The sequence below is a fragment of the Pseudoalteromonas sp. SG43-3 genome (assembly GCF_014164385.1).
GTDB lineage: Bacteria > Pseudomonadota > Gammaproteobacteria > Enterobacterales > Alteromonadaceae > Pseudoalteromonas > Pseudoalteromonas distincta.
In genome coordinates this window covers 22,378-45,014 of sequence record NZ_JACJFC010000007.1, presented here as the reverse complement: position 1 = coordinate 45,014, position 22,637 = coordinate 22,378, and the positions used below count along the sequence as shown (strand labels likewise).

At 39.3% G+C, this 22,637-nt stretch carries 22 protein-coding genes; 3 read left to right on the top strand and 19 right to left on the bottom strand.

Going from position 1 to position 22,637, the window contains the following annotated elements:
- Positions 1-30: 30 nt before the first annotated feature.
- The 14 genes from fliP to H5157_RS07955 form a co-directional block, all read right to left on the bottom strand.
- Complete coding sequence (fliP, locus tag H5157_RS08020) at positions 31-771, bottom strand: flagellar type III secretion system pore protein FliP (protein ID WP_002959327.1); 741 nt, start codon at positions 769-771, stop codon at positions 31-33.
- A 4-nt stretch (positions 772-775) separates the two neighbouring features.
- Positions 776-1,159, bottom strand: a complete 384-nt coding sequence (fliO, locus tag H5157_RS08015) for a flagellar biosynthetic protein FliO (protein WP_182724512.1) — start codon at positions 1,157-1,159, stop codon at positions 776-778.
- The gene (fliN, locus tag H5157_RS08010) at positions 1,156-1,554 is read right to left on the bottom strand and encodes a flagellar motor switch protein FliN (RefSeq protein ID WP_002959332.1); all 399 of its coding nucleotides are present in this window, start codon (positions 1,552-1,554) and stop codon (positions 1,156-1,158) included. Before fliN ends, fliO begins: the two co-directional genes overlap by 4 nt.
- A 20-nt stretch (positions 1,555-1,574) precedes the next feature.
- Positions 1,575-2,666, bottom strand: a complete 1,092-nt coding sequence (gene fliM / locus H5157_RS08005) for a flagellar motor switch protein FliM (protein ID WP_002959334.1) — start codon at positions 2,664-2,666, stop codon at positions 1,575-1,577.
- A 9-nt stretch (positions 2,667-2,675) separates the two neighbouring features.
- Complete coding sequence (gene fliL, locus H5157_RS08000) at positions 2,676-3,206, bottom strand: flagellar basal body-associated protein FliL (protein WP_002959335.1); 531 nt, start codon at positions 3,204-3,206, stop codon at positions 2,676-2,678.
- Positions 3,207-3,263: 57 nt separating this feature from the next.
- Positions 3,264-5,285 (bottom strand): flagellar hook-length control protein FliK, encoded by a 2,022-nt coding sequence (locus H5157_RS07995; RefSeq protein WP_182724511.1) that lies wholly within the window; start codon positions 5,283-5,285, stop codon positions 3,264-3,266.
- A gap of 89 nt (positions 5,286-5,374) precedes the next feature.
- Positions 5,375-5,821 (bottom strand): flagellar export protein FliJ, encoded by a 447-nt coding sequence (fliJ, locus tag H5157_RS07990; RefSeq protein WP_002959337.1) that lies wholly within the window; start codon positions 5,819-5,821, stop codon positions 5,375-5,377.
- Positions 5,821-7,155: a flagellar protein export ATPase FliI gene (gene fliI, locus H5157_RS07985; protein ID WP_002959338.1), complete on the bottom strand. Its 1,335-nt coding sequence runs from the start codon at positions 7,153-7,155 to the stop codon at positions 5,821-5,823. The genes fliJ and fliI overlap by 1 nt, the downstream gene beginning before the upstream one ends.
- Before the next feature lie 18 nt (positions 7,156-7,173).
- Positions 7,174-7,980 (bottom strand): flagellar assembly protein FliH, encoded by an 807-nt coding sequence (gene fliH / locus H5157_RS07980; protein ID WP_002959339.1) that lies wholly within the window; start codon positions 7,978-7,980, stop codon positions 7,174-7,176.
- Positions 7,981-7,983: 3 nt separating this feature from the next.
- A complete protein-coding gene (fliG, locus tag H5157_RS07975) occupies positions 7,984-9,024 on the bottom strand; it encodes a flagellar motor switch protein FliG (protein WP_007581881.1) in 1,041 nt (346 codons plus the stop codon).
- Positions 9,017-10,732 (bottom strand): flagellar basal-body MS-ring/collar protein FliF, encoded by a 1,716-nt coding sequence (gene fliF / locus H5157_RS07970; protein WP_039484629.1) that lies wholly within the window; start codon positions 10,730-10,732, stop codon positions 9,017-9,019. The genes fliG and fliF overlap by 8 nt, the downstream gene beginning before the upstream one ends.
- A gap of 20 nt (positions 10,733-10,752) precedes the next feature.
- Positions 10,753-11,085 (bottom strand): flagellar hook-basal body complex protein FliE, encoded by a 333-nt coding sequence (gene fliE, locus H5157_RS07965; RefSeq protein WP_039484631.1) that lies wholly within the window; start codon positions 11,083-11,085, stop codon positions 10,753-10,755.
- A gap of 156 nt (positions 11,086-11,241) precedes the next feature.
- Complete coding sequence (locus H5157_RS07960; RefSeq protein WP_182724510.1) at positions 11,242-12,708, bottom strand: sigma-54 dependent transcriptional regulator; 1,467 nt, start codon at positions 12,706-12,708, stop codon at positions 11,242-11,244.
- On the bottom strand, positions 12,705-13,817 hold the full coding sequence (locus H5157_RS07955; protein WP_008168789.1) for a PAS domain-containing sensor histidine kinase: 1,113 nt from the start codon (positions 13,815-13,817) through the stop codon (positions 12,705-12,707). The genes H5157_RS07960 and H5157_RS07955 overlap by 4 nt, the downstream gene beginning before the upstream one ends.
- 132 nt (positions 13,818-13,949) lie before the next feature.
- On the opposite strand from H5157_RS07955, the gene H5157_RS07950 reads away from it, so the two are divergent.
- Positions 13,950-14,543, top strand: coding sequence for a DNA-3-methyladenine glycosylase I (locus tag H5157_RS07950; protein ID WP_182721181.1), 594 nt, complete (start codon positions 13,950-13,952; stop codon positions 14,541-14,543).
- A 302-nt stretch (positions 14,544-14,845) separates the two neighbouring features.
- Here the strand turns inward: H5157_RS07950 and H5157_RS07945 are convergent, their stop codons facing one another.
- Positions 14,846-16,282: a sigma-54-dependent Fis family transcriptional regulator gene (locus H5157_RS07945; protein WP_182675115.1), complete on the bottom strand. Its 1,437-nt coding sequence runs from the start codon at positions 16,280-16,282 to the stop codon at positions 14,846-14,848.
- A gap of 432 nt (positions 16,283-16,714) precedes the next feature.
- On the opposite strand from H5157_RS07945, the gene fliS reads away from it, so the two are divergent.
- Both fliS and H5157_RS07935 read left to right on the top strand, forming a co-directional pair.
- A complete protein-coding gene (gene fliS, locus H5157_RS07940) occupies positions 16,715-17,116 on the top strand; it encodes a flagellar export chaperone FliS (protein ID WP_182712652.1) in 402 nt (133 codons plus the stop codon).
- Positions 17,117-17,124: 8 nt separating this feature from the next.
- Complete coding sequence (locus H5157_RS07935; protein WP_182693698.1) at positions 17,125-17,439, top strand: hypothetical protein; 315 nt, start codon at positions 17,125-17,127, stop codon at positions 17,437-17,439.
- Between the two features lie 96 nt (positions 17,440-17,535).
- Here H5157_RS07935 and fliD read toward each other — a convergent pair whose 3' ends face one another.
- The 4 genes from fliD to H5157_RS07915 form a co-directional block, all read right to left on the bottom strand.
- Positions 17,536-18,936, bottom strand: a complete 1,401-nt coding sequence (fliD, locus tag H5157_RS07930) for a flagellar filament capping protein FliD (RefSeq protein ID WP_182721216.1) — start codon at positions 18,934-18,936, stop codon at positions 17,536-17,538.
- A gap of 61 nt (positions 18,937-18,997) precedes the next feature.
- Complete coding sequence (locus H5157_RS07925; protein ID WP_182712649.1) at positions 18,998-19,423, bottom strand: flagellar protein FlaG; 426 nt, start codon at positions 19,421-19,423, stop codon at positions 18,998-19,000.
- Positions 19,424-19,578: 155 nt separating this feature from the next.
- Positions 19,579-21,063 (bottom strand): flagellin, encoded by a 1,485-nt coding sequence (locus H5157_RS21055; RefSeq protein WP_182712670.1) that lies wholly within the window; start codon positions 21,061-21,063, stop codon positions 19,579-19,581.
- A gap of 133 nt (positions 21,064-21,196) precedes the next feature.
- Positions 21,197-22,633, bottom strand: a complete 1,437-nt coding sequence (locus H5157_RS07915; RefSeq protein ID WP_182724509.1) for a tetratricopeptide repeat protein — start codon at positions 22,631-22,633, stop codon at positions 21,197-21,199.
- Positions 22,634-22,637 lie beyond the last annotated feature (4 nt).

Sequence of the window (22,637 nt, the reverse complement as noted above, 5' to 3'; positions counted from 1 at the left end):
TATTGTTGGGTCATGTTAATGCTTTGCATACTAAGTCCCTAAACCAAAGCTTTTAGCTAGAGTCCCCATCACTAAGCTCCAACCATCAACAAGTACAAACAGCATAATTTTAAACGGTAAGGACACTATCATGGGGGAAAGCATCATCATACCCATCGCCATTAATACCGAAGCGACCACTAAATCAACAATTAAAAATGGGATAAAAAACATAAACCCAATTATAAATGCCGTTTGCAGTTCGCTGGTTACAAAGGCCGGTATTAACACTATTAATGGCGTATCTTGTGGCGAATTTAGCTGATCGTAACCAGCAATTTTAGCGAACGTTTCTAAATCTTTTAAACGCACCTGTGAAAGCATAAATGCTTTCATTGGCTCTTTAGCAAGCTCTAAAGCCTCTACTGATGTAACCTGCTCATTTAAGTAAGGCTCTATAGCTCGCTCGTTTACCTGCTGATAAATAGGCGCCATTATAAAAATACTTAAAAAAAGTGACATACCTAATAACACTTGGTTTGACGGTGTTTGCTGTAAGCCAATTGCTTGGCGCAAAATGGCGAGTACAACAATAATTCGTGTAAAAGAGGTCATCATAATTATGGCGGCCGGTATAAAACTCAGCGCCGTCATAATTGCTAAAACTTGTAACGTTACTGAGTAATCTTGTGTGCCATCAGCGTTTGTTGTAATAGTAAGGGCATCAATTCCTTCTGCACTTACATTTGGTACAAACACCATGGCAAAAATAATAAGCAGCCACTTTGTCATAGGTTTAATTCTTTTTATTTTGGTTTGATTGCGGGTTTAAAAGTTTACCAAATCGTTTAGCGAGTTCAGGCAGTTCTTTTTCACTTAATGGGGTTTCTAACTTGTGTAAATAATTAATACTGTGGGGAGTTACACCAAGTAAGTGCTGAGCATTATCTATCTCAACAACCATTAAACGCTCGCGAGAACCTAAAGGTAGACTTCTAACTACTTTAAACTCATCACTATTTGCTAAATTAGGGTTAAGCTTTTTAACAAAAAATGCCAGTACAATAATCAGTACTAGCACCATTACAAGCGACAGCACCATAGAGAGTATATCCCCAGTGGGTGTTGCCACATTTGCTTTTGAAAAAACGGTAGTCGTTAAAGCAACTAATAAGCTCATCGTAATTTTTTGATCCGCTCTACTTGGCTTATCACGTCAGTTAAGCGAATACCAAATTTGTCGTTTACTACAACTACTTCGCCATGAGCGATTAAAGTACCATTAACTAGCACGTCTAGCGGCTCACCCGCAACACGGTCAAGCTCAACAACAGAGCCTTGATTAAGTTGCAGTAAGTTACGAATGTTGATTTTAGAGCGCCCTACTTCCATTGAAATAGTAACGGGGATATCTAAAATAGTGTCGAGTTTTCGTTTTTCATCACCACTCATTTCATGTTTTGAATCACTTAACTCATCAAGCTCTGCAACATGTGCTTCGCCACTATCATCTGGGCCTTCGGCTTCTGCTAATGCTGCTGCCCATTCATCCATTGTGTCTTGATCATCGCTCATACTTTTAACCTTTTAATCAATTACCAGTCTAAGTCTACACCGTCAGAGAGGTGTAAATCATCTTCTAGTTCTGCTAATTCTGCATCTGAGTCAATTTTCTTGCCGCCTTTGGTAAACACATGCAGCTCAGATTTAACTGAATCAGGTCGTTTAATTTTTTCACTAATTTGAAGCGCAACATTATCGCGAGAGCGACCCATCTTGGCTCTAAATGTAGGGAGTTCCTCAACAAATACGGTTATATGCTCAGGCATTTCAACCGGAATAATATCACCTGCTTTTAATTCCATAATTTGCTTTAAGGTCAAATCAACTTCAAGTAACTGAGTCGACATATCAACCTCAACATCCATTATTTCATCACGAAGTGCTTTGCTCCAACGTAAGTCGGTATCCTCTGTATCAGATTGAACACCCGCATCTAAAAGCTCTCGGATTGGCTCAAGCATCGAATACGGAAGTGCAATATGAAAATCGCCGCCACCGCCATCAAGCTCAATATGAAAAGAGCTAATAACCACAACCTCTGTTGGACTTACAATATTCGCCATAGCTGGGTTTACTTCTGAATCGAGATATTCAAACGATACATCCATAACCGGTGCCCATGCTTCTTTATAATCTTCAAAGATTATTTTAAGGAGCATTTGTACAATCCGGCGCTCTGTTGGGGTAAATTCTCGGCCCTCTATCTTTGCATGATAACGCCCGTCACCACCAAAAAAGTTATCTACCAAAATAAACACAAGTCGTGCTTCCATGGTAATCAGGCCAGTGCCTTTTAAAGGCCTAAAACGGACCATATTTAAACTGGTTGGAACAAATAAAGTATGAATATATTCGCCAAACTTAATCATTTGCACGCCGTTAATAGACACCTCTGCGGTGCGACGCATCATATTAAATAGGCTAATTCGCATATGACGAGCAAAGCGTTCGTTAACAATTTCCAGCGTCGGCATACGACCACGTACGATCCGATCTTGCGAAGAAAAATCGTACTGAAGCGTACTTCCCCCGCCATCTTCACCTTCGTGTATATCTTCCTCTTCAACGTCATCAACGCCATGTAATAGCGCATCAATTTCGTCTTGGGATAATAAATCGCTCACGCTAACCCCTTATTGCATCACAAAGCCGGTAAACAATACCCGCTCAATTACTTTACTGCCTTCAACATCCATTAAGGCTTTTTGTACCTTTTCAAGTGCAGAAAAACGAAGTGTTTCTTTACCAGAGCTCGTACTTAATTCATCAGCTGTTGTAGTAGAAAACACGCTTAATAGCGTCCCTTCTATTAGTGGAATATGTTTTTTGGCTGTTTCTTCATTTACTTCGCCACGTACTAATAATTGTACTTTAATTTGTACAATTCTATCGCGACTTGAGCCAGGCACGTTAAATACAAATGGGCGTGGCATAGCAACATATAAAGCACTACCAACTTCTGCTGATGAACCAGAAGCTGCAGGAGCAGCATCAGTCGACATCGCAGTCTCTTCATCTAAGGTTTCAACTGGCGCATCCGAACCTGACATAAAAAAGTAACCCGCAGCACCACCTGCAATAAGTAGTACAGCTACTATGATTATTATTAGTTTCTTTTTACTTTTACCGGTTTCTTCGATTTCTAAACTTGCTTCTTCAGCCATCATGATTCCTTTAATCGCAAAGGTACTTGCTTGTTTTAACTATTATAATAGCAGTACTTAGGCATAGTAATCTATTGATGATGAAGTTTGTTGTCGAGAACTTTGTGCAGTGTTATTTGCTTGCTCGTCATTTTCATCATTAACTGACTTATTATTAGCCAAATTACCTTGGGCTCCACTCTCACTTTGCTCAGCTGTTTCACCACCTGATTGCCCATAAGAAATAGTGCTTTCACCAAGCTCTAGCCCTTGTTGCGCTAACATTTCACGTAAGCGCGGCATTGATTGTTCAAGCGCTTCTTTGGCTTGCTGGTTTTGTACAACAAAGTTTATATGTGCTTGTTCTGCATCGCTACGAATACGTATTTGCATGCTGCCCATTTCTGGAGGATCGAGGCGAATTTCTGCTTCTTTATTATTAATGCTCAACATTGAGCTAACGCGCTCTTGCAGTAATTTAGCTGCATCACTTTTAACAATATTAATTGCCTGCATTACACCTGGATCAATACTTACTTGCTTAACTTGTGATGTACTTTGTAATTGTTGAGTTTGAATTATTTGGGTATCAAGTAAGCTCTGCTCGTAACTTAATGAGTCGTATTGGCTTAATGTGCTCGTTTGCTGAGTATTTAAAGCGGCTGTAATTTGCGTAAATACTTGTGCTACGCGTCCAGGAGTTTGTTCTGCCGTTATTTTTCTAAGCCCATCTTTTTGTAACTCTTCAAATGATTTTAATAAATCATCACGCTTAGCTGAGGTTGCTACGGCTTTATTAATATCCGCGCCTTCGTTTGTAGATGCCTTTAAGCTTAACTTTTGTGGATCATATACTGTATTAGGAGTCTCTGAGGCCACAAACGTTTTTGAGTCTGATTTAGCGGTATCAGCAAGCCCAATTTCAATAGAAGCTTTTAACTCATTAACTGTTTGCTTAAGCACTGACAACTGCTCGCCTTTAGGCTGCTCTGTTTTAATATATGCGTTTAATTGCGTTAATAAACTTTGTTTTTCAGTTGTATTAAGTGAATTTATTTCTGCGCTAAAAGAGTGTTTTGTTACCGCGCTTTGCGCTTTTTCGTTATCAGTAATAAATTGTGCAAGCATTTGCTTAAGATTTGAAGTGTTACTAGTTGCGCTATTTGTTGAATCAGCGTTCTCTAATACCTTAACTTGCGCGTTAAGTTGTGAGCGCTGCTCAGACGTTAAACTAGCAATAACGCTATTAGCTTTAATTAAGCTCGCATCTTTAGTCATTAACGTATCTATTGCTGCATTATTATCACCTTCAGTTGTGGCTAAAGGAGACTGAGTAACGCTCGCTTTGTCGGCGGGAGTTGGCAAAACTGTATTATTTTTATCAGCAGACTTATTTTGTCCTAGCTGCTCTTTAGAACTCATTAATGCAAATTCAGGTTTTTCTACTGTAGAGCCAGGGCTGTCATCTGGCTTTTTATTTATAGAATTTAATGGCCCTTCAATAGCTTCAGCAACACCACTTTTCCGATGCTTGCCTTCATTTAATGGTAAAGAGTTCAAAGGTAGTGAGCTTAAGTTATCGCTTTTTGAATCAATTAATTTAGCCGTTTTAGAGTCTACATTAGTGGCAATTGGATTTTGCACTACACTCGCTGTATTCGCTTCTTCAGTCGTTACTTCATCACTTGTATTAGCAGATAAAATTACTGAGGTGGTTTCTAAGTCTGCGTCTTCTGATTCTATACTTTTAGTTGCATCGAACGGCTTATTAATCGAGGTGCTCATTGCTTGTGCTGAATTAATTTGATCAAGCATCTCAACAGATAAAAAAGTAACTTCGTCTGTTGTTATTTCATCTAGCTTTACGCTCAGATTTTCATTTTCTTCTGGCTGTTTATGCTTAGGTATGGCAATCGAGTTTTCGGCATCGGGATTTTTATTGCCCTTAAGCAAAGGCCCCATAGAGTTATGCGCTTCGTTTAGCTGGCTTAAAAATTCCTCGCCTAAATTTCCTTCGCCATTAGCTAAGCTATTGTCTTTAAAAGCTAACAGTGAATCTTTTTCAGAAGAAACTAAAAACGAAATGTTATTCATCGCCATAAATCACCTAATACCATTACGGCAATATGCCACCGCATACCGCCAAAAGTTGAATACCACTAAGTAACAAAGCAATTAACGTGCCTGAATTACAAAGCTTTCCGACGTTGAAAAAACTGATTAGCTGAAAACTCATCTAACATTTTTTGCTCGTTTTTAGCCATTAATGCATTTGCTTTGAGTTTTTGATTCTCGATTAATTTGGCAACTGCTTTAGCTTTAATTTGCTGCTTAAGCCATAGCGTTTTACGTTGAGTAACAACTTGCTTAGCGGTATTTACTGTACTTGCTTGTTGGCGAATTGCCTCTTCAATTTTAGCTATAAAAGCATGGTACTGACCAAACCCTGCACTAGATAAACCCGACTTACCTTTTAGGTGTAACTGTTGAGAATATTCAAGTCTAAAGTTATTTAAGCCTTGCAGCTTTTGTTGATTTGCTTGCAAATTTTGATTGGCTTGTAAGTAACTCATGCGCAAATTTTCTTCTTTATCATTTTCAATTTTGAGCAATAAATCGAGTTTATTTTTAGCCATTATGCTTGTCCTAGTAACTGAGCAAGACCTTGCAGACCATCATCGTAACTAATGACATCTCGCATACCTTGTTGTAAAAATGCATTTACTCTTGGCATCATATTTATGGCTTGGTCGAGCATTTGATCGGTCCCTTTTTGATAAGCACCTAAAGTAATCATATCTTTGTTTTGTTGATACATTGAATAAACTTGCTTAAGTACACGGGCTTGTTGCATGTGTGGTTCAGAAACGACTTGAGGCATAACACGCGAAATCGATTTTTCTATATCTATAGCGGGATAGTGCCCGCTGTCGGCTAAATCACGCGATAATACAATGTGGCCATCTAAAATAGCTCGCGCTGCATCAGCAATAGGGTCTTGCATATCATCGCCTTCACTCAACACCGTAAAAAAGGCGGTAATTGAACCTTGCCCTTCACCGCCATTACCAGCACGTTCCACCAGCGCAGGTAATTTAGCAAACACCGAAGGCGGATAACCCTTTGTAGCAGGCGGCTCGCCTACAGCAAGTGCAATTTCACGTTGCGCCATTGCATAACGCGTTACCGAATCGAGTAACAATAATACGTTTAAACCCTGATCTCTAAAATACTCTGCAATAGTTACGGCGCTCTCACAGCCTTTTAAACGCATAAGCGGTGATGAATCAGCGGGCGCTGCGACAACAACTGAACGTTTGCGCCCCTCTACACCGAGTATTTCTTCAATAAATTCTTTTACTTCGCGACCACGCTCCCCCACTAAACCAACAACAATGACATCGGCTTCGCTACCTCGGGTCATCATACCGAGAAGTACTGATTTACCCACACCAGAGCCTGCAAATAAGCCCATGCGCTGGCCTTGCCCTACTGTAATAACCGAGTTAATAGCACGCACACCTACATCCATAGGCTTAGTGATTGGTCTTCTTGAAAGCGGGTTTATAGTATTTTGTGCAAACTTTAAATGATGCTCAGCATTAATTTTACCAAGGCCATCTAGCGGTCGCCCTAAGCCATCAACCACGCGCCCTAGTAAACTCATCCCTACAGGTAAACCTAAGTTATTAACTTGAGGAATTACACGCGCACCAGGAAGTACACCAGAGATATGATCATTAGGCATTAAATACAAAGTTTGATCGTTAAAACCGACTATTTCGGCGTCTACAAAGCCGTTCATAGTTTCTATTTTACATTGGCTACCAACGGGAGCACGTAAACCTCTAGCCTCAAGGGTAAGGCCAACAACACGCGTTAAAATACCTGCCACAGCAGGCGCTGGGGTTTTAATATGTTGTTGATATTGAGATAAGCGTTCGCTTAAAGGTGCACGTTGAGTTGACATAACACGCCAATAAAATAGTTAGATACCACTATTATGCAAAAAACTATCCAACGTTTCTTTGACACGTGTTTTAAGGGTCATATCGAGTGATGATTGCGCTGTTTTAACTTCACAGCCACCGCGCTCAAGAGTGGGCTCTGCCATTAGTTGCCAGTTATTATCAATAATGGTTTGTTCACCGTAACTCTCTTTTATGAGCTCTAAATCTTCGGGGTTTAAATGAATTCGTACTTTTTCTTGCTCGGCATTAAGAGAATCTATACTTTGCTTTAACGTATGTAAAATCACATCTGGCGATGTTTTTACTTCTTGATAAATAACAGCTTCCGCTAACATACTAGCAAGTTGTACTAATTGCTTTTCAGCTTGTTCATCGACTTTATCTAGCGGTGCAGTAAGTCCCTCTAAAATAGTTTTTAAACTTGTTAACTGCTCTTCAATTAATGGTTTTACGTCATCAAGGCCTTTGGTTTTACCTTGCTCTAAGCCTTCTTTGTAGCCAGCCTCTTTGCCTTCGCCAACGCCTTTTTCAAAACCGTCTATGTAGCCTTGCTCATGACCTTGCTTGAGGCCTTCTTCGTAGGCGTCTTGCCTAATGCGTTCAAGCTCAACCATAGTAAGCGCAGGCAATTCTGGTTCTTGTGGCTCATCAATTGGCATTTCTTCAGCTAATTCTTTTTTATACAGATCACTAAGCGGTGTACCGTAAGCTGTAGAGCGATTGCCAAAGCTGCTCTCATCTGGTGCTACATCTGGAATAGCCCAGTTTTTTAATAATTCATCTGCTTCATCAGCCCGAAGTGTGCGCCCTTTGAGTTTGCTCATGGTTTACAAGAACTCCTCGCCACCGCCGCCGCCCAGCTGAATTTCACCTGAGTCAGATAAACGACGCGCTGTTGATAAAATCTCTTTTTGCGCCGCTTCTACTTCACTTATACGAACAGGTGCCATAGCTTCTAAATCATCAGCAAGCATTTCGGCTGCACGCTTAGACATATTGCCCAGTATCTTATCTTTAAGGGCATCGTCGGTGCCTTTAATTGCTTTCATTAATACGTCTTGTTGTACTTCTCGCAGGATTGCTTGAATACCACGGTCTTCAACATCCATTAAGTTTTCAAACACAAACATTAAGTCTTGAATTTGCTGCGACATCTCTTCGTCATGCTCACGAATAGAGTCCATTAACTGCCCTTCTACATTGGTATCTAGGTAGTTCATTATATCTGCAGCTGCTTTTAAGCCACCCATTTTAGCGGCTTGTGCACCTGCTTGGCCGGCAAATTGTTTTTCCATAATTTCGTTTAGCTCTTGCAGTGCTGCTGGCTGAACTTCTTCAAGGTTTGCAATACGCATTGTTAAATCTAAACGCACTTTTTCAGGGAACTGAGCAATAATCTCAGCTGACTGTTCTGGCTCTAAATACGATAATACAATGGTTTGAATTTGCGGATGCTCATTACGAATAATGTTTGCTACCTGCTTAGAGTCCATCCATTTTAATGAATCCAAGCCTTTAGCACCTGAGCCCATAACAATTTGGTCAATAAGGCTAGCGGCTTTGTCTTCACCAAGTGCTGCTGTAAGCGCTTTTTTAATAAAGTCTTCTGACTGAAAACCAATGGTACTAAAGCTTTGAATTTGTTCTATAAACAAGTTGTGTACAGCGCTAATTTTAGCTTGAGATAAATCCTGTAGCCCAGCCATTGCCATACCCACTTTTTGCACCTGTTTAGGTTCTAAGTGTTTAAGGATTTGCGCGGCATCTTCTTCTGATAAACTCAAAAGTAATATAGCGGCTTTATCTACCCCATCTAGCTTATCAACATCAAAGGCTGGCGGGAGTTGTTTTTGTTCTTGATCAGTCATCTTCTGTTAACCACGCTTTCACTACTTGTGATGATAGTTCTGGTTCGTTAGCTACAAGGGCACGAATTGCTTTGAGTAAATCTTCGTCGCCATGTAAATCCGGTAACTGCAGTGTACCATCACTTGAGAAACCAACCGAAGCAGAATCAAAGTCTTTATTTAGCATATCAAGTGTATTGTCGCCAATATCTACGCCTGAACTTAATGCATCTTCGTCGTATTCTTCTAGTGTATCGTCTGGGTAAATTAAGCGCTTAAGCATTGGTTTTACTACTGCCATTATCAATACAATTATAACTAAGGCGCCTAGTACAAGGCGGGCTATTTTCATAAACCAGTCTTGTTCCCACAGTGGCACTTCTATTGCTAAATTTGTTGCTTCACGTACAAACGGCACTGTTACTACTTCAAGTGCATCACCACGTTGCATATCAAAACCTACACCACCTTGTAATAAGCGACGAATATTTGACAATGCCTCTACCGAGCGCGGGGCCATAGTTGTTTCGCCGTTTTCTCCCACTTTAGGGACATAGTCAACAGCAACTGACACACTTATTCTGCGTATTACACCACTTTGCTGGCGCTTGTGAGAAATAGTTGTATCGAGTTCATAATTACGTGTTGCTTCTTTGTGGCTACGTGTTGGTGACGTAGCTGTGCCTGCGCCGCCTTGTCCTGCAACTTCAGGGATGTTTGAGTTTAGCGGTGGTTGATTTGTAAGCGCACCAGGAATACCAACAGCTAAACCACCAATGTTATTTTCTTCAAATGTGGTTTCGCTTCTAACCGCTGGTAGGTCTGGGTTATAACGCTTTTGAGTTTCCTCAACTGAGCTAAAGTCCATGCTCAAATCAACTTGAGCTGTATAGTTTGCAAGCCCAACAACCGGTATTAAAATACTGTCTATTTTTTCAAGATACTCTTGTTCGCGCTTACGTTCTAAATCGTATTCTTTACGAGAGCGTGCTGCTAATGAGCTTTGCGAACCTGAATTTAATAATCGACCATTTTGGTCAGTGACTGTAACACGTGCAGGCTCTAAGCCTTGTACTGCAGAAGCAATCATATCAACAACAGAGTCTACTTCTTCACGGTCAAGTGAGCGGCCACGCTTAAGTGTTAATACAACAGTAGCGGATGGTTTTTTCTCTCTGCGGGCAAATACGTTTTCTTTAGGGATGGCTAACAATACTTTGGCGCGAGTAATGTTATTTAGCTCTTCAATGGTGCGTGCTAATTGCTGTTCACGACCATGTTTTAAACGTTCACGCTCCAAGCGTTGGCTTACACCAAAGCCCATATCTTGCATAATTATGTCAGAGCCAGATGCAGGGCCTTGCTCTAACCCTTCGCGGGTCATTAGCAATTTAATGTTTTGGTATTCGCTTTCATCAACCGATACAACATTGCCATCTAGTTGGTATTCAATTTTTTGCGCATCTAAAAAGTCTAATGTTTGAATAAGTTCTTCTGTTTGCATTTTGCCTAACGGGCGCATATCTGGCTGACGAGCCCAAATAATAATAAAAATCGCGATAGCTAAACAAATAGCCAATGCTATAACCAATGTTACTTGGCGCAATACATCAACACCATTTAAAGCACTTAAGTAGCCTGACTTTTGTTCTTGTTGATCATCACCACCACTTTGGTCAATACCGCCACCAGCAAGTGCTAGGTCTGTAGATTGGTTAGATTGCGCCACAATAATTCTCCACTACCTAATTAAACAGGCATGTTCATGATTTCTTTATAAGCTTCAACAAGTTTATTACGAACCTGTACTGTAGCCTCAAAAGCAACTGACGATTTTTGAGAAGCAATCATCGCCTCAGCAAGGGATACACTTCGATCCCCCATCTCAACCGCTGTTACTTTTTGCGCGGCATCTTGTTGTAATCCGTGCACTGAATTTATTGCATCACTTAGCATGTCGCCAAATTGTGCTGTAGAAGTAGACTGCACCTGAGTTGGCAGTTTATTAGTTTGATTATTACGGCCGGCTTCTAAAGCCATTGATTGCATTTCTTGAAATACAGCACTGTTTTGAATTTTCATAATTTATCTCTGACACGCAGTGAACTCTTATAAGTAATAAAGCACAAAGCATGCCAAATAATTAATCATTAAAATACAATGGGTTAACTTTAATTTGTGTGAGTCAGAGTTTTGACAACCCTAAGCTCGCAGCGCAAACTTAGGGTTTATAGGAGGTTATGCAGGAAGTGAAATACCTAAATCGCGCATTTGCGCTAGTTTATAACGTAAAGTTCGTGGGCTTATACCCAACGTTTCAGCAACGTCTTTACGCTTACCTTGGCAACGTGCAAGGGTTTCTAAAATAATACGATGCTCTTTGTCTTTAAGCTCATCTTTATAGCTACCGGTATCTGCCGCTAGCAAACCTTGATTAGGCTCATCCTCAGCATGCAATTTTTCATCATAATATGCAGAGCTTAACGTGCTTTTATCAACACCTTTATCTGCATGAGCTAATTCTGTTGGCGATACGGTTTGCGCCGGTGCCAATGAAGGCTCCATAACAAAGTTATTAGATACTAAGTTTTCGATAAAAATAGCATGCTCGTTTATTGTATCGCCACTTCGCAGTATAAGTGCACGCTGTATAACGTTATCAAGTTCGCGCACATTACCAGGCCACGCGTGAGCCAGTAACTTTTGCTCGGCAGCTTTATCTAAATACGCCATAGGCTCCTTGCTTTTACTTATATGGCGCTCAATTAAATGCTTAGCCAATACAATAATATCGCCAGGGCGTTGGCACAATGGACGCCACATAAGTGGAAAAACATTAAGCCTGTAATATAAATCTTCTCTAAACTGATTTTCAGACACGGCTTCTTTTAAATCACGATTACTGGTTGCCAAAATACGTACATCGAGCTGAATTGTTTTACACCCCCCTAAACGCTCTACTTCACGTTCTTGCAGTACGCGTAAAAGTTTAGCTTGTAGTCCTAAGTCCATTTCAGTAATTTCATCAAGTAAAATAGTACCGCCTTGTGCTTGCTCAAACTTACCCGGACATGCTTGAATCGCCCCCGTAAAAGCCCCTTTTTCGTAACCAAATAACGTGGCTTCGAGCATATTTTCAGGAATAGCCGCGCAGTTAATCGCTACAAATGGCTCATTACATCGGCTCGACTTATCATGAATATAACGCGCAAGTACTTCCTTACCCGAACCACTTGGGCCAAGTACCATTACACTTGCATCAGAGCGTGCTACTTTACTTGCAAGCTCCAATAATTGAATACTAGTTGGATCAGCAACAACGGGGCCGTCGGTTTCTTTTGCTTTTTCAGGCAAATAACGGCTCACCATATTTAACAGCACTTCAGGTGCAAATGGTTTTGCCATGTAGTCAATTGCACCTAGGCGCATGGCCTCTACCGCATCGTCAATTGTGGCATACGCCGTCATCATCAATACAGGTAAATCAGGGTGGTTTAATTTAATACTGCGTAGTAAATCAAGTCCACTCATTGCGCCCATTTGCACGTCGCTTACAACAAGCGAAAATTGATCTTTTTTAAGCAGTAACATTGCTTGCTCAGCACTGCTCGCTGCAACACATTCAATACCCGACATTTCAAGGGTATCTATTAAGGCTTCACGAAGCCCTGCGTCATCTTCGACAACTAAAATAGTGTTACTCATAATGACCCCTCTAATTTAGATGTTGCCTTAATAGGCAGTAACAAGCTAAAGCAGGCACCACCATGCGTATTATTAGTCACATCAACACGGCCTTGGTGCGCACTAGCCACCGAACTCACTACAGCAAGCCCTAAACCTGTGCCCTGACTTTTTGTAGTAAAAAATGGTTCAAAAATTTTATCGCTTTGGCTTAAATCAACACCTGGGCCGTTGTCGCTCACACTAATACGAACCATATCTAAATCTTTTAAATCTCTTTGTGCGCTAATTTTTACTTTTGCGCCACCGCCAATAACTTGAATACTATTGTGCACTAGATTTTGAATAGCACTGGCCAATGCCGTTTTATTACCAACTATTTGTATATCGGGTTCTGGTAAGCTTACATCTAGCTCACTTTCATTAAGTGCGACCATCGCATCAGCACCTGCTTTAACTTCGGTTAAAAGCTGCTGCATTGAAACTTGCTCAACAACTTGCTGATCGCCACTTTTAGCAAATAACAGCATGTCGTTTACTTGAGTTTCTAAATCTTTTAAACGCGACATTAACTTTGTTTGAAAATTATCGCGAGATGCTTCGGGTAAGCGCTTTGACCCTAAATTAGCAGCATAAAGCATAGCGGCTGAGAGCGGCGTACGGACTTGATGCGCTAATGATGCAACCATTTTGCCCAGCGCGCTTAATCGCTGCATATGTGCAACACGTTTTTGTAAGCGGCGAGTTTCGGTTAAATCCGTCATTAAAATAAGTTGCCCAGGCTCTGGTGCTAAAGCAGTAATATCAAGTTTTATTAGGCGTCCGTCTTTTAAAGACACTTCATGGCCATCATCTTGATGTGGCCTAAAAGAGCGCTGAATAACATTAAACCAGCGTTCGCCTTCAAGTGGCTCGCCAAGCATATCAATCGCTATTTGATTCGCTTTTGCAATCAACCCTTTGCCATCAAGTACAACCACGCCTGCTGGCATGGTATCAACCAAATGCGAAAGCCAACTTGCTTGCTTGCGCAGATCGCTTAATTCACCAATGTACTCCTCTTGAAGTAAACATGGGTTATACTGATTTGCAGAAAAAAACTGTGGTTTTAGCACGCTAGCAAGGGCCATAATCAAATCTCGAATTGATGTAGATACATGTCTAAATGCACGATTTATACCAAAATTTATTTACATACTTATCATTAAGTTACATCAATAATTTGAGCGACATAAAAATGACGCACACAAAAAGGAATAATAATGAGTGAGCAAAAAAAGTGCCGTTGCCCGTGGCTCGACACCACTAAACCCGACTACGTTATTTACCATGATGAAGAATGGGGCGTCCCTCTTTATGATGATACAAAGCTGTTTGAATTTATCACTCTTGAATCAGCGCAAGCCGGCTTAAGCTGGTACACAATTTTAAAAAAGCGTAGCGGTTACAAAAAAGCATTTGCTAATTTTGATGTAGATAAAGTGGCACAATTCACACAAGATGACGTTGAGAGACTAATGCTTGATGAAGGGATTGTGCGCAACCGATTAAAAATTGCGGCAACTGTTAACAACGCAAAGTGCTTTATAGAAATACAAAAAGAATTTGGAAGTTTTAGTAACTACCAATGGCAGTTTGTCGATAATAAACCGATTATAAGTAATTTAAATAACGCTGAGGACTACCCAGCAATTACAGAGGCATCAACTGCATTTGCTAAAGATTTAAAAAAACGGGGTTTTAAGTTTTTAGGCCCAACAACGGTATATGCGCATATGCAGGCCTGCGGTATGGTTAACGATCACAGTAATGATTGTTTTAGGAAAGAAGAAATTATTAAGACTTTTAGTGAGTAAGTGATTTATAACCATAAAAGTGATTAGTTCACAAAGAGGTTAAGAGACGCTGCGCTTTAGAGAAGTAAAGCGTAAATTGACTATGGTTTCTCATTTACCTTCGTTTTTCTCTTTGTGAAATAACGTTTTATTTAAATGATTAAAAGCTACGCTTTTCACGCGAGCAAACTCAGCGTCTACCGCCAAGGTTTAAGTTTGGGTTATCTTGTAGACGCCATGCTTGCGTGACGGGCAAAGCCCGTAAAGTGATTGATCACAAATGAATAATAAATAACGAAAAGTATTTCACCATTTTCGTACTTCTAATCTCGTGAAAGATTATACTTTTTCATTTTCTCAACGAGTGTTGTTCTGCGAACCCCTAATATCTCTGCAGCGCGAGCTACAACGTAATCATAGCGCTCTAACGCTTGGGTAATTAAGCTAATTTCAAGCTCTGCTAAATAATCTTTAAGTTCAATACCATCATCAGGTAATAGCCCACTACCCGTTTGGCTAAACTCAGCGTCTGGCTCACTTTCGTAATCACTAAAGCCTGTACTAAATATGTCGTTAAAGGCGTCTTTTTCCATTAACTCTTCAGGGTATTCTGGCTCGTAGGCTTCAACTTCAATGTAACGATATTTGTTAGGTAAATCAGGAATATCGACCACTTTGTCAGGGAACATAATAACCATACGCTCCACCAAATTAGCAAGCTCACGAATATTACCAGGCCAAGCATGTTCTTTTAAGCTCTCAACTGCGCGCTCTGTAAACTTAGCGGTAGAACCAGTCTGGTCGTTAACACGGCGCATTAACTCTTTTAAAAGCAGCGGAATATCATCAGCTCGTTCACTCAGCGATGGGTTTTCGATAGGGAATACATTTAAACGGTAATATAAATCTTCCCTAAAACTACCCTCTTCAATCATTGTTTCAAGATTACGATGCGTGGCCGCAATAACGCGTACATCAGCTTGGATTGCCTTTGTACCACCAACACGTTCGTAGCTGCGTTCTTGCAATACTCGCAGCAACTTAACTTGCATTTGCAGTGGCATATCGCCTATTTCATCTAAAAATAGCGTCCCGCCTTGAGCTAGTTCAAAGCGCCCTTTACGAGCCGATATAGCACCAGTAAACGCGCCTTTTTCGTGGCCAAATAGTTCACTTTCGAGCAGCTCTGCCGGAATAGCACCACAGTTTACAGGTACAAACGGTCCATTAATGCGCTTTGAAAGCAAGTGTACATTACGGGCAACCACTTCTTTACCTGTGCCTGATTCGCCCAAAATTAAAACATTAGCATCAGTTTTTGCCACTTGTTCAATTAAAAAGCGAACATCTTTGACTGCCTCTGTTTCACCAACAAGTCCATCAAAAGTTTTATGTGGTTTAGAATGCTTATGCTCATTAGGCAGCATACGCTGATACTGCTGGCAGTCGTGAAGTAACTGAGTTGTTACTTCGTGATTAAACGGCTCGCAAATAAGCCCCACTACATTAGCTATACTTAATAGTGGTTTTAGCGTTTCGCCAATTAACAAAAAGGGTAATGTTGGATAGCGTTTAATTAAGCTTTCGTGGTCAAGTGATTGCAACGCTCCTAAAATAATCATGCATTCTTGCTGCTGATATTTTTTGCATTCTTGTTCAAAGCAGTCTTCGCTTAATAGTTGAGCAGCCTCACCAATAAAGCCAAGTGAAGCATTTAATCCTATTGCGCGGTTGTTATTATTATCTAAAATCAAGATCATATTTAGCGAGCCGTACTTTCACTAATTTGTATAATTAGTTAAATTGTAAGCCAGTTCAGCATGGATGCAAGTGATAGCGGCAGTTTTTTGACATAAACGCCAAAAAACAGGCGGGCTAGTTAAGTCAATCATACTTAATAGTTAATCATTAAGTATGGGTTATAGTTTTAACTTAGCCATTACTTAACTATTACCTAACTATTACCTAACTATAACTTAGCCCTAAAAATTAATTTACTCTGCAATAAAAATGCTATTGTTAGTAAATAAACTCAATTATAAATTTAAGTTGAAGTTACAAATGCCGATACATAAATAAGTGAAAATGCTTGGCATTAATATTGCTTTGTTCTTATAAAAGTATAAAAGCTTAATTAATTTTTTGTATTAGCTTTCACATAATTTTATCGTTTTAAATTTTAGGATTTTCCCATGGCTCATGTCTCAGTAAAAAAATACAGTCAAGTTCGTGCCAGTAGTATTGCCGAAATGGCTCCTTACGAACAAATAAACCTTATATTCAGTAATATTATCGGTCGCTTAGCAGCAACAAAAGGGTTTATTGAGCGCAAAGAAATACAAAAAAAAGGTGAAAACATTTCAGCCTGTGTTTTATTATTTGGTGCACTGCAAGACGCACTTAATTTAGAAGTAGAACAAGACCCTAGTATTTCTAACAATTTATTGGCACTTTACGATTACTGCCAGCGCCGTTTAACGCAAGCGAACATAAACAACGATATTGAAGCAATTGTGGAAGTATCAAGTATTGTTAAAGAAATTAAAGAAGGCTGGGATAATATTCCGCTAGATCAACGAAGCCCTGCGGTTTAATTTCAATTATGGACTCGCCAACATTTTCAGAGCCATTAACTAACTACTCTGAGCTCATACAAAACTTGCTTAGTAAAATTGAAGTGTTAGTAAATGATGATAATGCAGACGAAGCTCAGCCTCTTTTAGACACTTTAAATGTTGAACTAAAGCAATGGTGCGAGAGCAGCGACGGCCCAAGCGCAGAGCAATTAGAATTAGTTCAGCTTCGTATAAATACTATTTTAGTAAAAGCGAATAGTGCAAAAAACGAGTCATCTAAAGCTATTATTAAACATAAAAAATCAGGTAAGGCGATTAAAGCTTATAAAGCAAGTCGCTAAAATCTACTTAAATAGAAAACACAAAAAAACCGTTTTAAATAACGGTTTTTTTGTGCTTTCTTAATTTAGTTATTAATTTAATATCATACTTATCTACTAAGAGTTATCTCGTACTACGCCTGGCATATTCTCTAATTGAGCTTGAACATAACTGCTGGTGTTATTAAGGCTCGCCACTAATAAATCCATCGCATTATATTGAGCATATAAGCGAGACGATAGCGACTCCATTTTACTGGCAAGGTCCAAGCGCTGATCATCTAAATCGTCTAGCTGATTTGTTTTACTATCAATTCGGTTTTGGATAATGCCGTCAGAATCTGTATAAAAGCTCATTAGCTCATCAAAAGACTGTGCGAAGCCATCATCGTCATTACCTACAAAAAACTGCTGCACTAAATTTACATCTGCGTCTATTTGCTCATCGAGTGTTTCTGTATTTAGCGTTAAAACACCATAACGGTCTGTTTCTACACCTAGCCGCGAAAGTGATAACGAGTTACCGTCACCTAAATCAACTGATTCAGTTATTTCACTACGAAGCTTTGACATAACGCCTCGAAGTAGTGAATCTCCAGCCATGACTCCTGCACCCGCTTCACTTGAGGCACCTAGGTTATTGCTCAGCTCTAACAGCTCATTATAACTTTCAATAAAGCTATTTAAGCCTGCTCTAATATTATTATTATTTTCGGTAATTGATATGTCGCTTATGTCGTCATCGATATCGTGCGGTTTTTTAGCTGTTATTGTTATACCGTCAATCACTCCGGCAAATTCATTAGATGAACTACTTACAGTTAGCGAGCCATCAATGGTAATTGATGCATCAATTGCTGCAATTACTTCACTCGCATTTTGCACACCAGCAGTGTCAAATGCCAAACGGGAAAGACCATTTACATCAGTGTTATTACCATCGGTATCAGCAATCTCTATTTTAATTTCATTTTCTGCACCGCTATTTTTAGCGGACATAACCAAATGCTGGCCACTATCATCAGTAATGATAGTCGCATTAATACTGTCGTTATCGTTGCTATCGTTTATCGCATCACGAATTTCACTAAGTGTCGCAGTATCTGAGACTTCAATTTCAAAGCTATTATCACCAGAGGTTAGGGTCATTGTTCCCTCACCTACCGCCGTATCAGCATCGAATGCTTGCGACAATATTTTATGCTCCGTGGCTAAGTTGTTAACTTTTACATCATAACCACCTGGTTGAGCATCTTCGTCTGCACTTATAGATATAAAGTCATCAGTACCTGATGTACTACGTTGTTGGTATTTGTCGCTATCACCCAATGCTTCCATTGAGGTTTGCACTTTTTCAAGCGCTGACTTAAGTGCACCAACAGCAGAAATATCTGTCGTTAATTTACCTTCTGTAGTATTTAAGCGAGACTCAGCCGGTGCTTGTTCAGCATTAACAAGTGCATCAACAATATCTGATACCGCTAGCCCTGAACCTAAACCAGTAAACGAAATAGCCATACTTCACCTCTTTGAATACTTAAAAATATATTAACTTAATATTGGTAATTACAACTACCAACTAAACTGTTTGGTCAATTAAAATTCCTGCAGATTCAGACAGTTTAGACACTAAACTTAATACTTCCTCAGAAGGGTATTGCTTAATAACTTCGCCACTGTTTTTATCGAGCACTTTAATCACATCGCGGCCTGAATCTTCATCAACTTTAAATTGTAAGCTGCGGTTCATTTCACCCATAAAATCCTGCAATTGTTGCGCCATTTGTTCTAGCTGTTCGCGTTCTAACGGCTGAGCTTTTTCATCTTGATTATTATTGTTGTATTGATTTTGCTGTAATTTTTGTTGATTTTGTGCATCCGTCTGCTTTACATCATCAATTGCTCGCTCAGTTAAAGAGTGAGCAGCTTGTCCTATTTGCTTATCATCACCAGCAATGGGAGTCGGTAATGTTGTAATTTCTGCGTTTGAAGTAATTGTATTCATAACAGATTCCTATGTGTACTTAATTAAACCAACAATAGCTTAGTTTATATTCTTAAACCACAAAAGGAGGTAGCTAAAGCCACCTCCTTTTTTAGAATACTAATACTGACTTTATGTATTAGTTAGCTAACCATTAAGCTATTACTTTTGACTTATTAACCTAATAAGCTAAGTGCTGTTTGTGGCAACTGATTCGCTTGCGACAAGATTGATGTACCCGCTTGTTGCAAGATTTGGTTTTTCGTCATCTCTGCAGTTTCAGTTGCAAAGTCAGTATCTTGAATACGACTGCGTGATGCAGATACGTTTTCTGAGATATTAGAGAGGTTACTGATAGTAAAATCCAATCGATTTTGTACCGCACCTAAATCTGCTCGCTGACTATCGATTTGAGCAATCGCACCATCAATAACAGCCAACGCATTTTGAGAGCCTGAAGCTGTAGATAAATCAACATCACCAATAGTATCCAATGCAGAAACATTCGCTGCAGTATCTGCACCTAAAGTTACATCACCTGATGTTACAGAAAACGCTTGAGTAGATGATAATCGAATACTCCCAGCAACTGATGTAGAGTCCGCAGTACCGCCAGCAGTTAAGGTTATTGCTGTTGCACCAACTGTTCCATCATATTCTACACCTTTAGCTACTATTGTGCCTGCTCCTGTAGAATCAACGAAATCCTCAATATTAATATCATCACCAGACTCATCAGTTAATATTAGGTTACCAGTTTCTGCAACCTGAGCCGAAACCCCTGTTTCGCCAGCTCTTTCGTTAACAGCATCGGCAATTGCAGCCATATCTGTTGTTGATGTTGGATTAGCAGAAATAACGCTTCCGTTTAAGCTGAAAGATAACGCTCCTGAGTTACTTAACGCAGAAAGTTCAACTTGCGTACGAGCATCAGCTGTTATACCGGTATCTGCTTGATTAGCATTTATAGAATCGGCAATGGTAGAAGCGCTAGCTCCCGCAGCATTTGTAATAGGAGTATTAGCACCATCTTTACCTACTAACGTAAGACCACCATTAGTAACACCATTACCGTTTGTTGCTGCAGTTGCACCAGCAGTACCTGCTTCACCTAAGCCGGCAGCGGTACCAGCCAAATCGAATGACTGTACACCAATGTTACTCGCACTAATATTCTTTAAAGATACAGAAATTGTTTCGTTAGCATTAGCACCAACTTGGAATTGTTTTGTACCAAAGCTACCATCTAGCAATTGCTGCCCACCAAACGAAGTCGTATCTGAAATGCGTGTTAGTTCTGTTTGTAACGCTGAAACTTCTTTTTGTAATGCTTCACGGTCAGTAGCTGAGTTTGAACCATTAGATGATTGTAATGCAAGTTCACGCATACGTTGTAGTATGTTGGTAGACTCATTCATTGCACCTTCAGCCGTTTGCGCCATTGAGATACCGTCGTTAGCGTTACGTTGTGCAACCGCTAAACCATTTACCTGTGAAGTTAAACGGTTTGAAATTTGCAGACCTGCCGCATCATCTTTTGCGCTATTTATACGCATACCCGATGATAAACGCTCCATTGACGTTGCAAGGTCAGAACCTGAAGCTGAAAGGTTACGTTGAGCGTTTAGTGAAGATACGTTTGTATTTACTGAAATCATAATAAAACTCCTGATTACTTTCGTAATGTTGCTGTTTAAGTTTAACCAAGAGCTATCACAATTATATGTTCAAGCTCCTTACTGATTAGGTTAACGGCAGCAAAAAAAATAACTTTAATCTTTTTTGTATTTTTATTTATTTTTGTAATTCGAAAAGTTCAGAAACAGTATTCGGTTTAACATGATGAACATCTATATGATACTTAAGATTACTTACGCCATTGTCGTCAGTTAATTTGTACACATCTAAAAAAGGCATGGAATTAGTTTTACAAAGTTTTTTAAGTTTAGAGTTAAAGTAGGCAATTAAAAGCTTAAATTCATTTTTTTTGTTAACATCAAGACTCAATATAGCTTGGGGGTGCGGGGAAGGAACACCATATATAATAAAAGTATGCCTATTTTTATTTTCTTCTTTTAGCATATTAAAATATTTTTCTAGCATGAAATCAACCACTAACAAAGGATCTTTACCATGCTTTAAACTGTAATTAAATATGCCTTCGTTAACCCTGCAATCAATTTCACCAAAACCTAGAATAATAGTACTACTTTTAGGCAGACCGCTAAAAACAACTTTTAGGCTGGATTTGTACTGGTTGTAATCACCTATCAGGTGAAATATTTTTGTACCAGTAATAAAAAGAGACTTTACTGTATTTTTCTTATTTTGATATTTTACTGTCATTCCATTAGGTGCAAAACCATTACTTTCAGATATAAAGTAAATGCTGGGTTGTATTTCTGCTGTATAGCTAAACTGATTCGATTGACGATATATAAATAGTTGCTTGAGGTAGTGGTGGAAAATACGATGATTTTTTAAGTTTAAATTTTTAGACTCAATAGTATGTATTTTTTCACTTAACAATATAGCCTGCATTCCTTCAATATCATTATCGAAAAGCCAAAATAAAATAGCTTTACCTATTAATAACTCACATAATTGAAAGTCATCAAGCCGGTGGCTCATTAAGCCAATATCAGCGAACTCAAGAGCATCTTCATATTGATGTAGAAACATAAAGTTACTGAATATCTGAAAGTAAACTTCTGATTGCTTTGAATCAATTTCTAAAATTTTTAATTGCAGGTTAAGTGCGTCATGGAAACGTCCTTGCTCTGTAAGGAAAATACTAAAGTCTAGTAAATACTTAGCTTCAATTGGATTACTTTGAATAGCTTTTTGGAAGTTTTTCTCGGCATCAATGTGTTTACTCAACCTTTTTTGAGTATTTGCTAGGTTAATTAAAGCTTCACAGTAATTTTTTTTAATCTGCAGTGCTTTATGGTAGCTATTTTCTGCTGATTTGAATTCTTTTTTATCAACAAAAACATTACCTAGGTTATTAAAAAGCGAAGCTCTGTAGGGAGTTTTTTTTATTAACCGATTAAAAATATTTATAGACTCATCTAACTCGCCGAGCTGATGCTGCATGAGAGCTTTTAAATGAAGCGCGTCAAAAAGATTCGAATTTTTTTTTAATATCTGCTCTAATAATACAGATAGTAGGTCAAATTCCCTTTGTTTGTATAGCTCACTAGCTCTGCTAATTTTTTCCTTAATTCCCATAATT

Excerpts from the sequence above, each read along its gene's own strand:
- fliP (WP_002959327.1), bottom strand. The coding sequence starts at position 771 with ATGACAAAGTGGCTGCTTATTATTTTTGCCATGGTGTTTGTACCAAAT.
- fliO (WP_182724512.1), bottom strand. The coding sequence starts at position 1,159 with ATGAGCTTATTAGTTGCTTTAACGACTACCGTTTTTTCAAAAGCAAAT.
- fliN (WP_002959332.1), bottom strand. The coding sequence starts at position 1,554 with ATGAGCGATGATCAAGACACAATGGATGAATGGGCAGCAGCATTAGCA.
- fliD (WP_182721216.1), bottom strand. The coding sequence starts at position 18,936 with ATGGCTATTTCGTTTACTGGTTTAGGTTCAGGGCTAGCGGTATCAGAT.
- H5157_RS07960 (WP_182724510.1), bottom strand. The coding sequence starts at position 12,708 with ATGAGTAACACTATTTTAGTTGTCGAAGATGACGCAGGGCTTCGTGAA.
- H5157_RS07955 (WP_008168789.1), bottom strand. The coding sequence starts at position 13,817 with ATGGCCCTTGCTAGCGTGCTAAAACCACAGTTTTTTTCTGCAAATCAG.
- fliI (WP_002959338.1), bottom strand. The coding sequence starts at position 7,155 with ATGTCAACTCAACGTGCACCTTTAAGCGAACGCTTATCTCAATATCAA.
- H5157_RS07950 (WP_182721181.1), top strand. The coding sequence starts at position 13,950 with ATGAGTGAGCAAAAAAAGTGCCGTTGCCCGTGGCTCGACACCACTAAA.
- fliH (WP_002959339.1), bottom strand. The coding sequence starts at position 7,980 with ATGAGCAAACTCAAAGGGCGCACACTTCGGGCTGATGAAGCAGATGAA.
- fliL (WP_002959335.1), bottom strand. The coding sequence starts at position 3,206 with ATGGCTGAAGAAGCAAGTTTAGAAATCGAAGAAACCGGTAAAAGTAAA.
- H5157_RS07925 (WP_182712649.1), bottom strand. The coding sequence starts at position 19,423 with ATGAATACAATTACTTCAAACGCAGAAATTACAACATTACCGACTCCC.
- H5157_RS07935 (WP_182693698.1), top strand. The coding sequence starts at position 17,125 with ATGGACTCGCCAACATTTTCAGAGCCATTAACTAACTACTCTGAGCTC.
- fliJ (WP_002959337.1), bottom strand. The coding sequence starts at position 5,821 with ATGGCTAAAAATAAACTCGATTTATTGCTCAAAATTGAAAATGATAAA.
- fliE (WP_039484631.1), bottom strand. The coding sequence starts at position 11,085 with ATGAAAATTCAAAACAGTGCTGTATTTCAAGAAATGCAATCAATGGCT.
- H5157_RS07915 (WP_182724509.1), bottom strand. The coding sequence starts at position 22,633 with ATGGGAATTAAGGAAAAAATTAGCAGAGCTAGTGAGCTATACAAACAA.
- H5157_RS07995 (WP_182724511.1), bottom strand. The coding sequence starts at position 5,285 with ATGGCGATGAATAACATTTCGTTTTTAGTTTCTTCTGAAAAAGATTCA.
- H5157_RS07945 (WP_182675115.1), bottom strand. The coding sequence starts at position 16,282 with ATGATCTTGATTTTAGATAATAATAACAACCGCGCAATAGGATTAAAT.
- fliS (WP_182712652.1), top strand. The coding sequence starts at position 16,715 with ATGGCTCATGTCTCAGTAAAAAAATACAGTCAAGTTCGTGCCAGTAGT.
- fliG (WP_007581881.1), bottom strand. The coding sequence starts at position 9,024 with ATGACTGATCAAGAACAAAAACAACTCCCGCCAGCCTTTGATGTTGAT.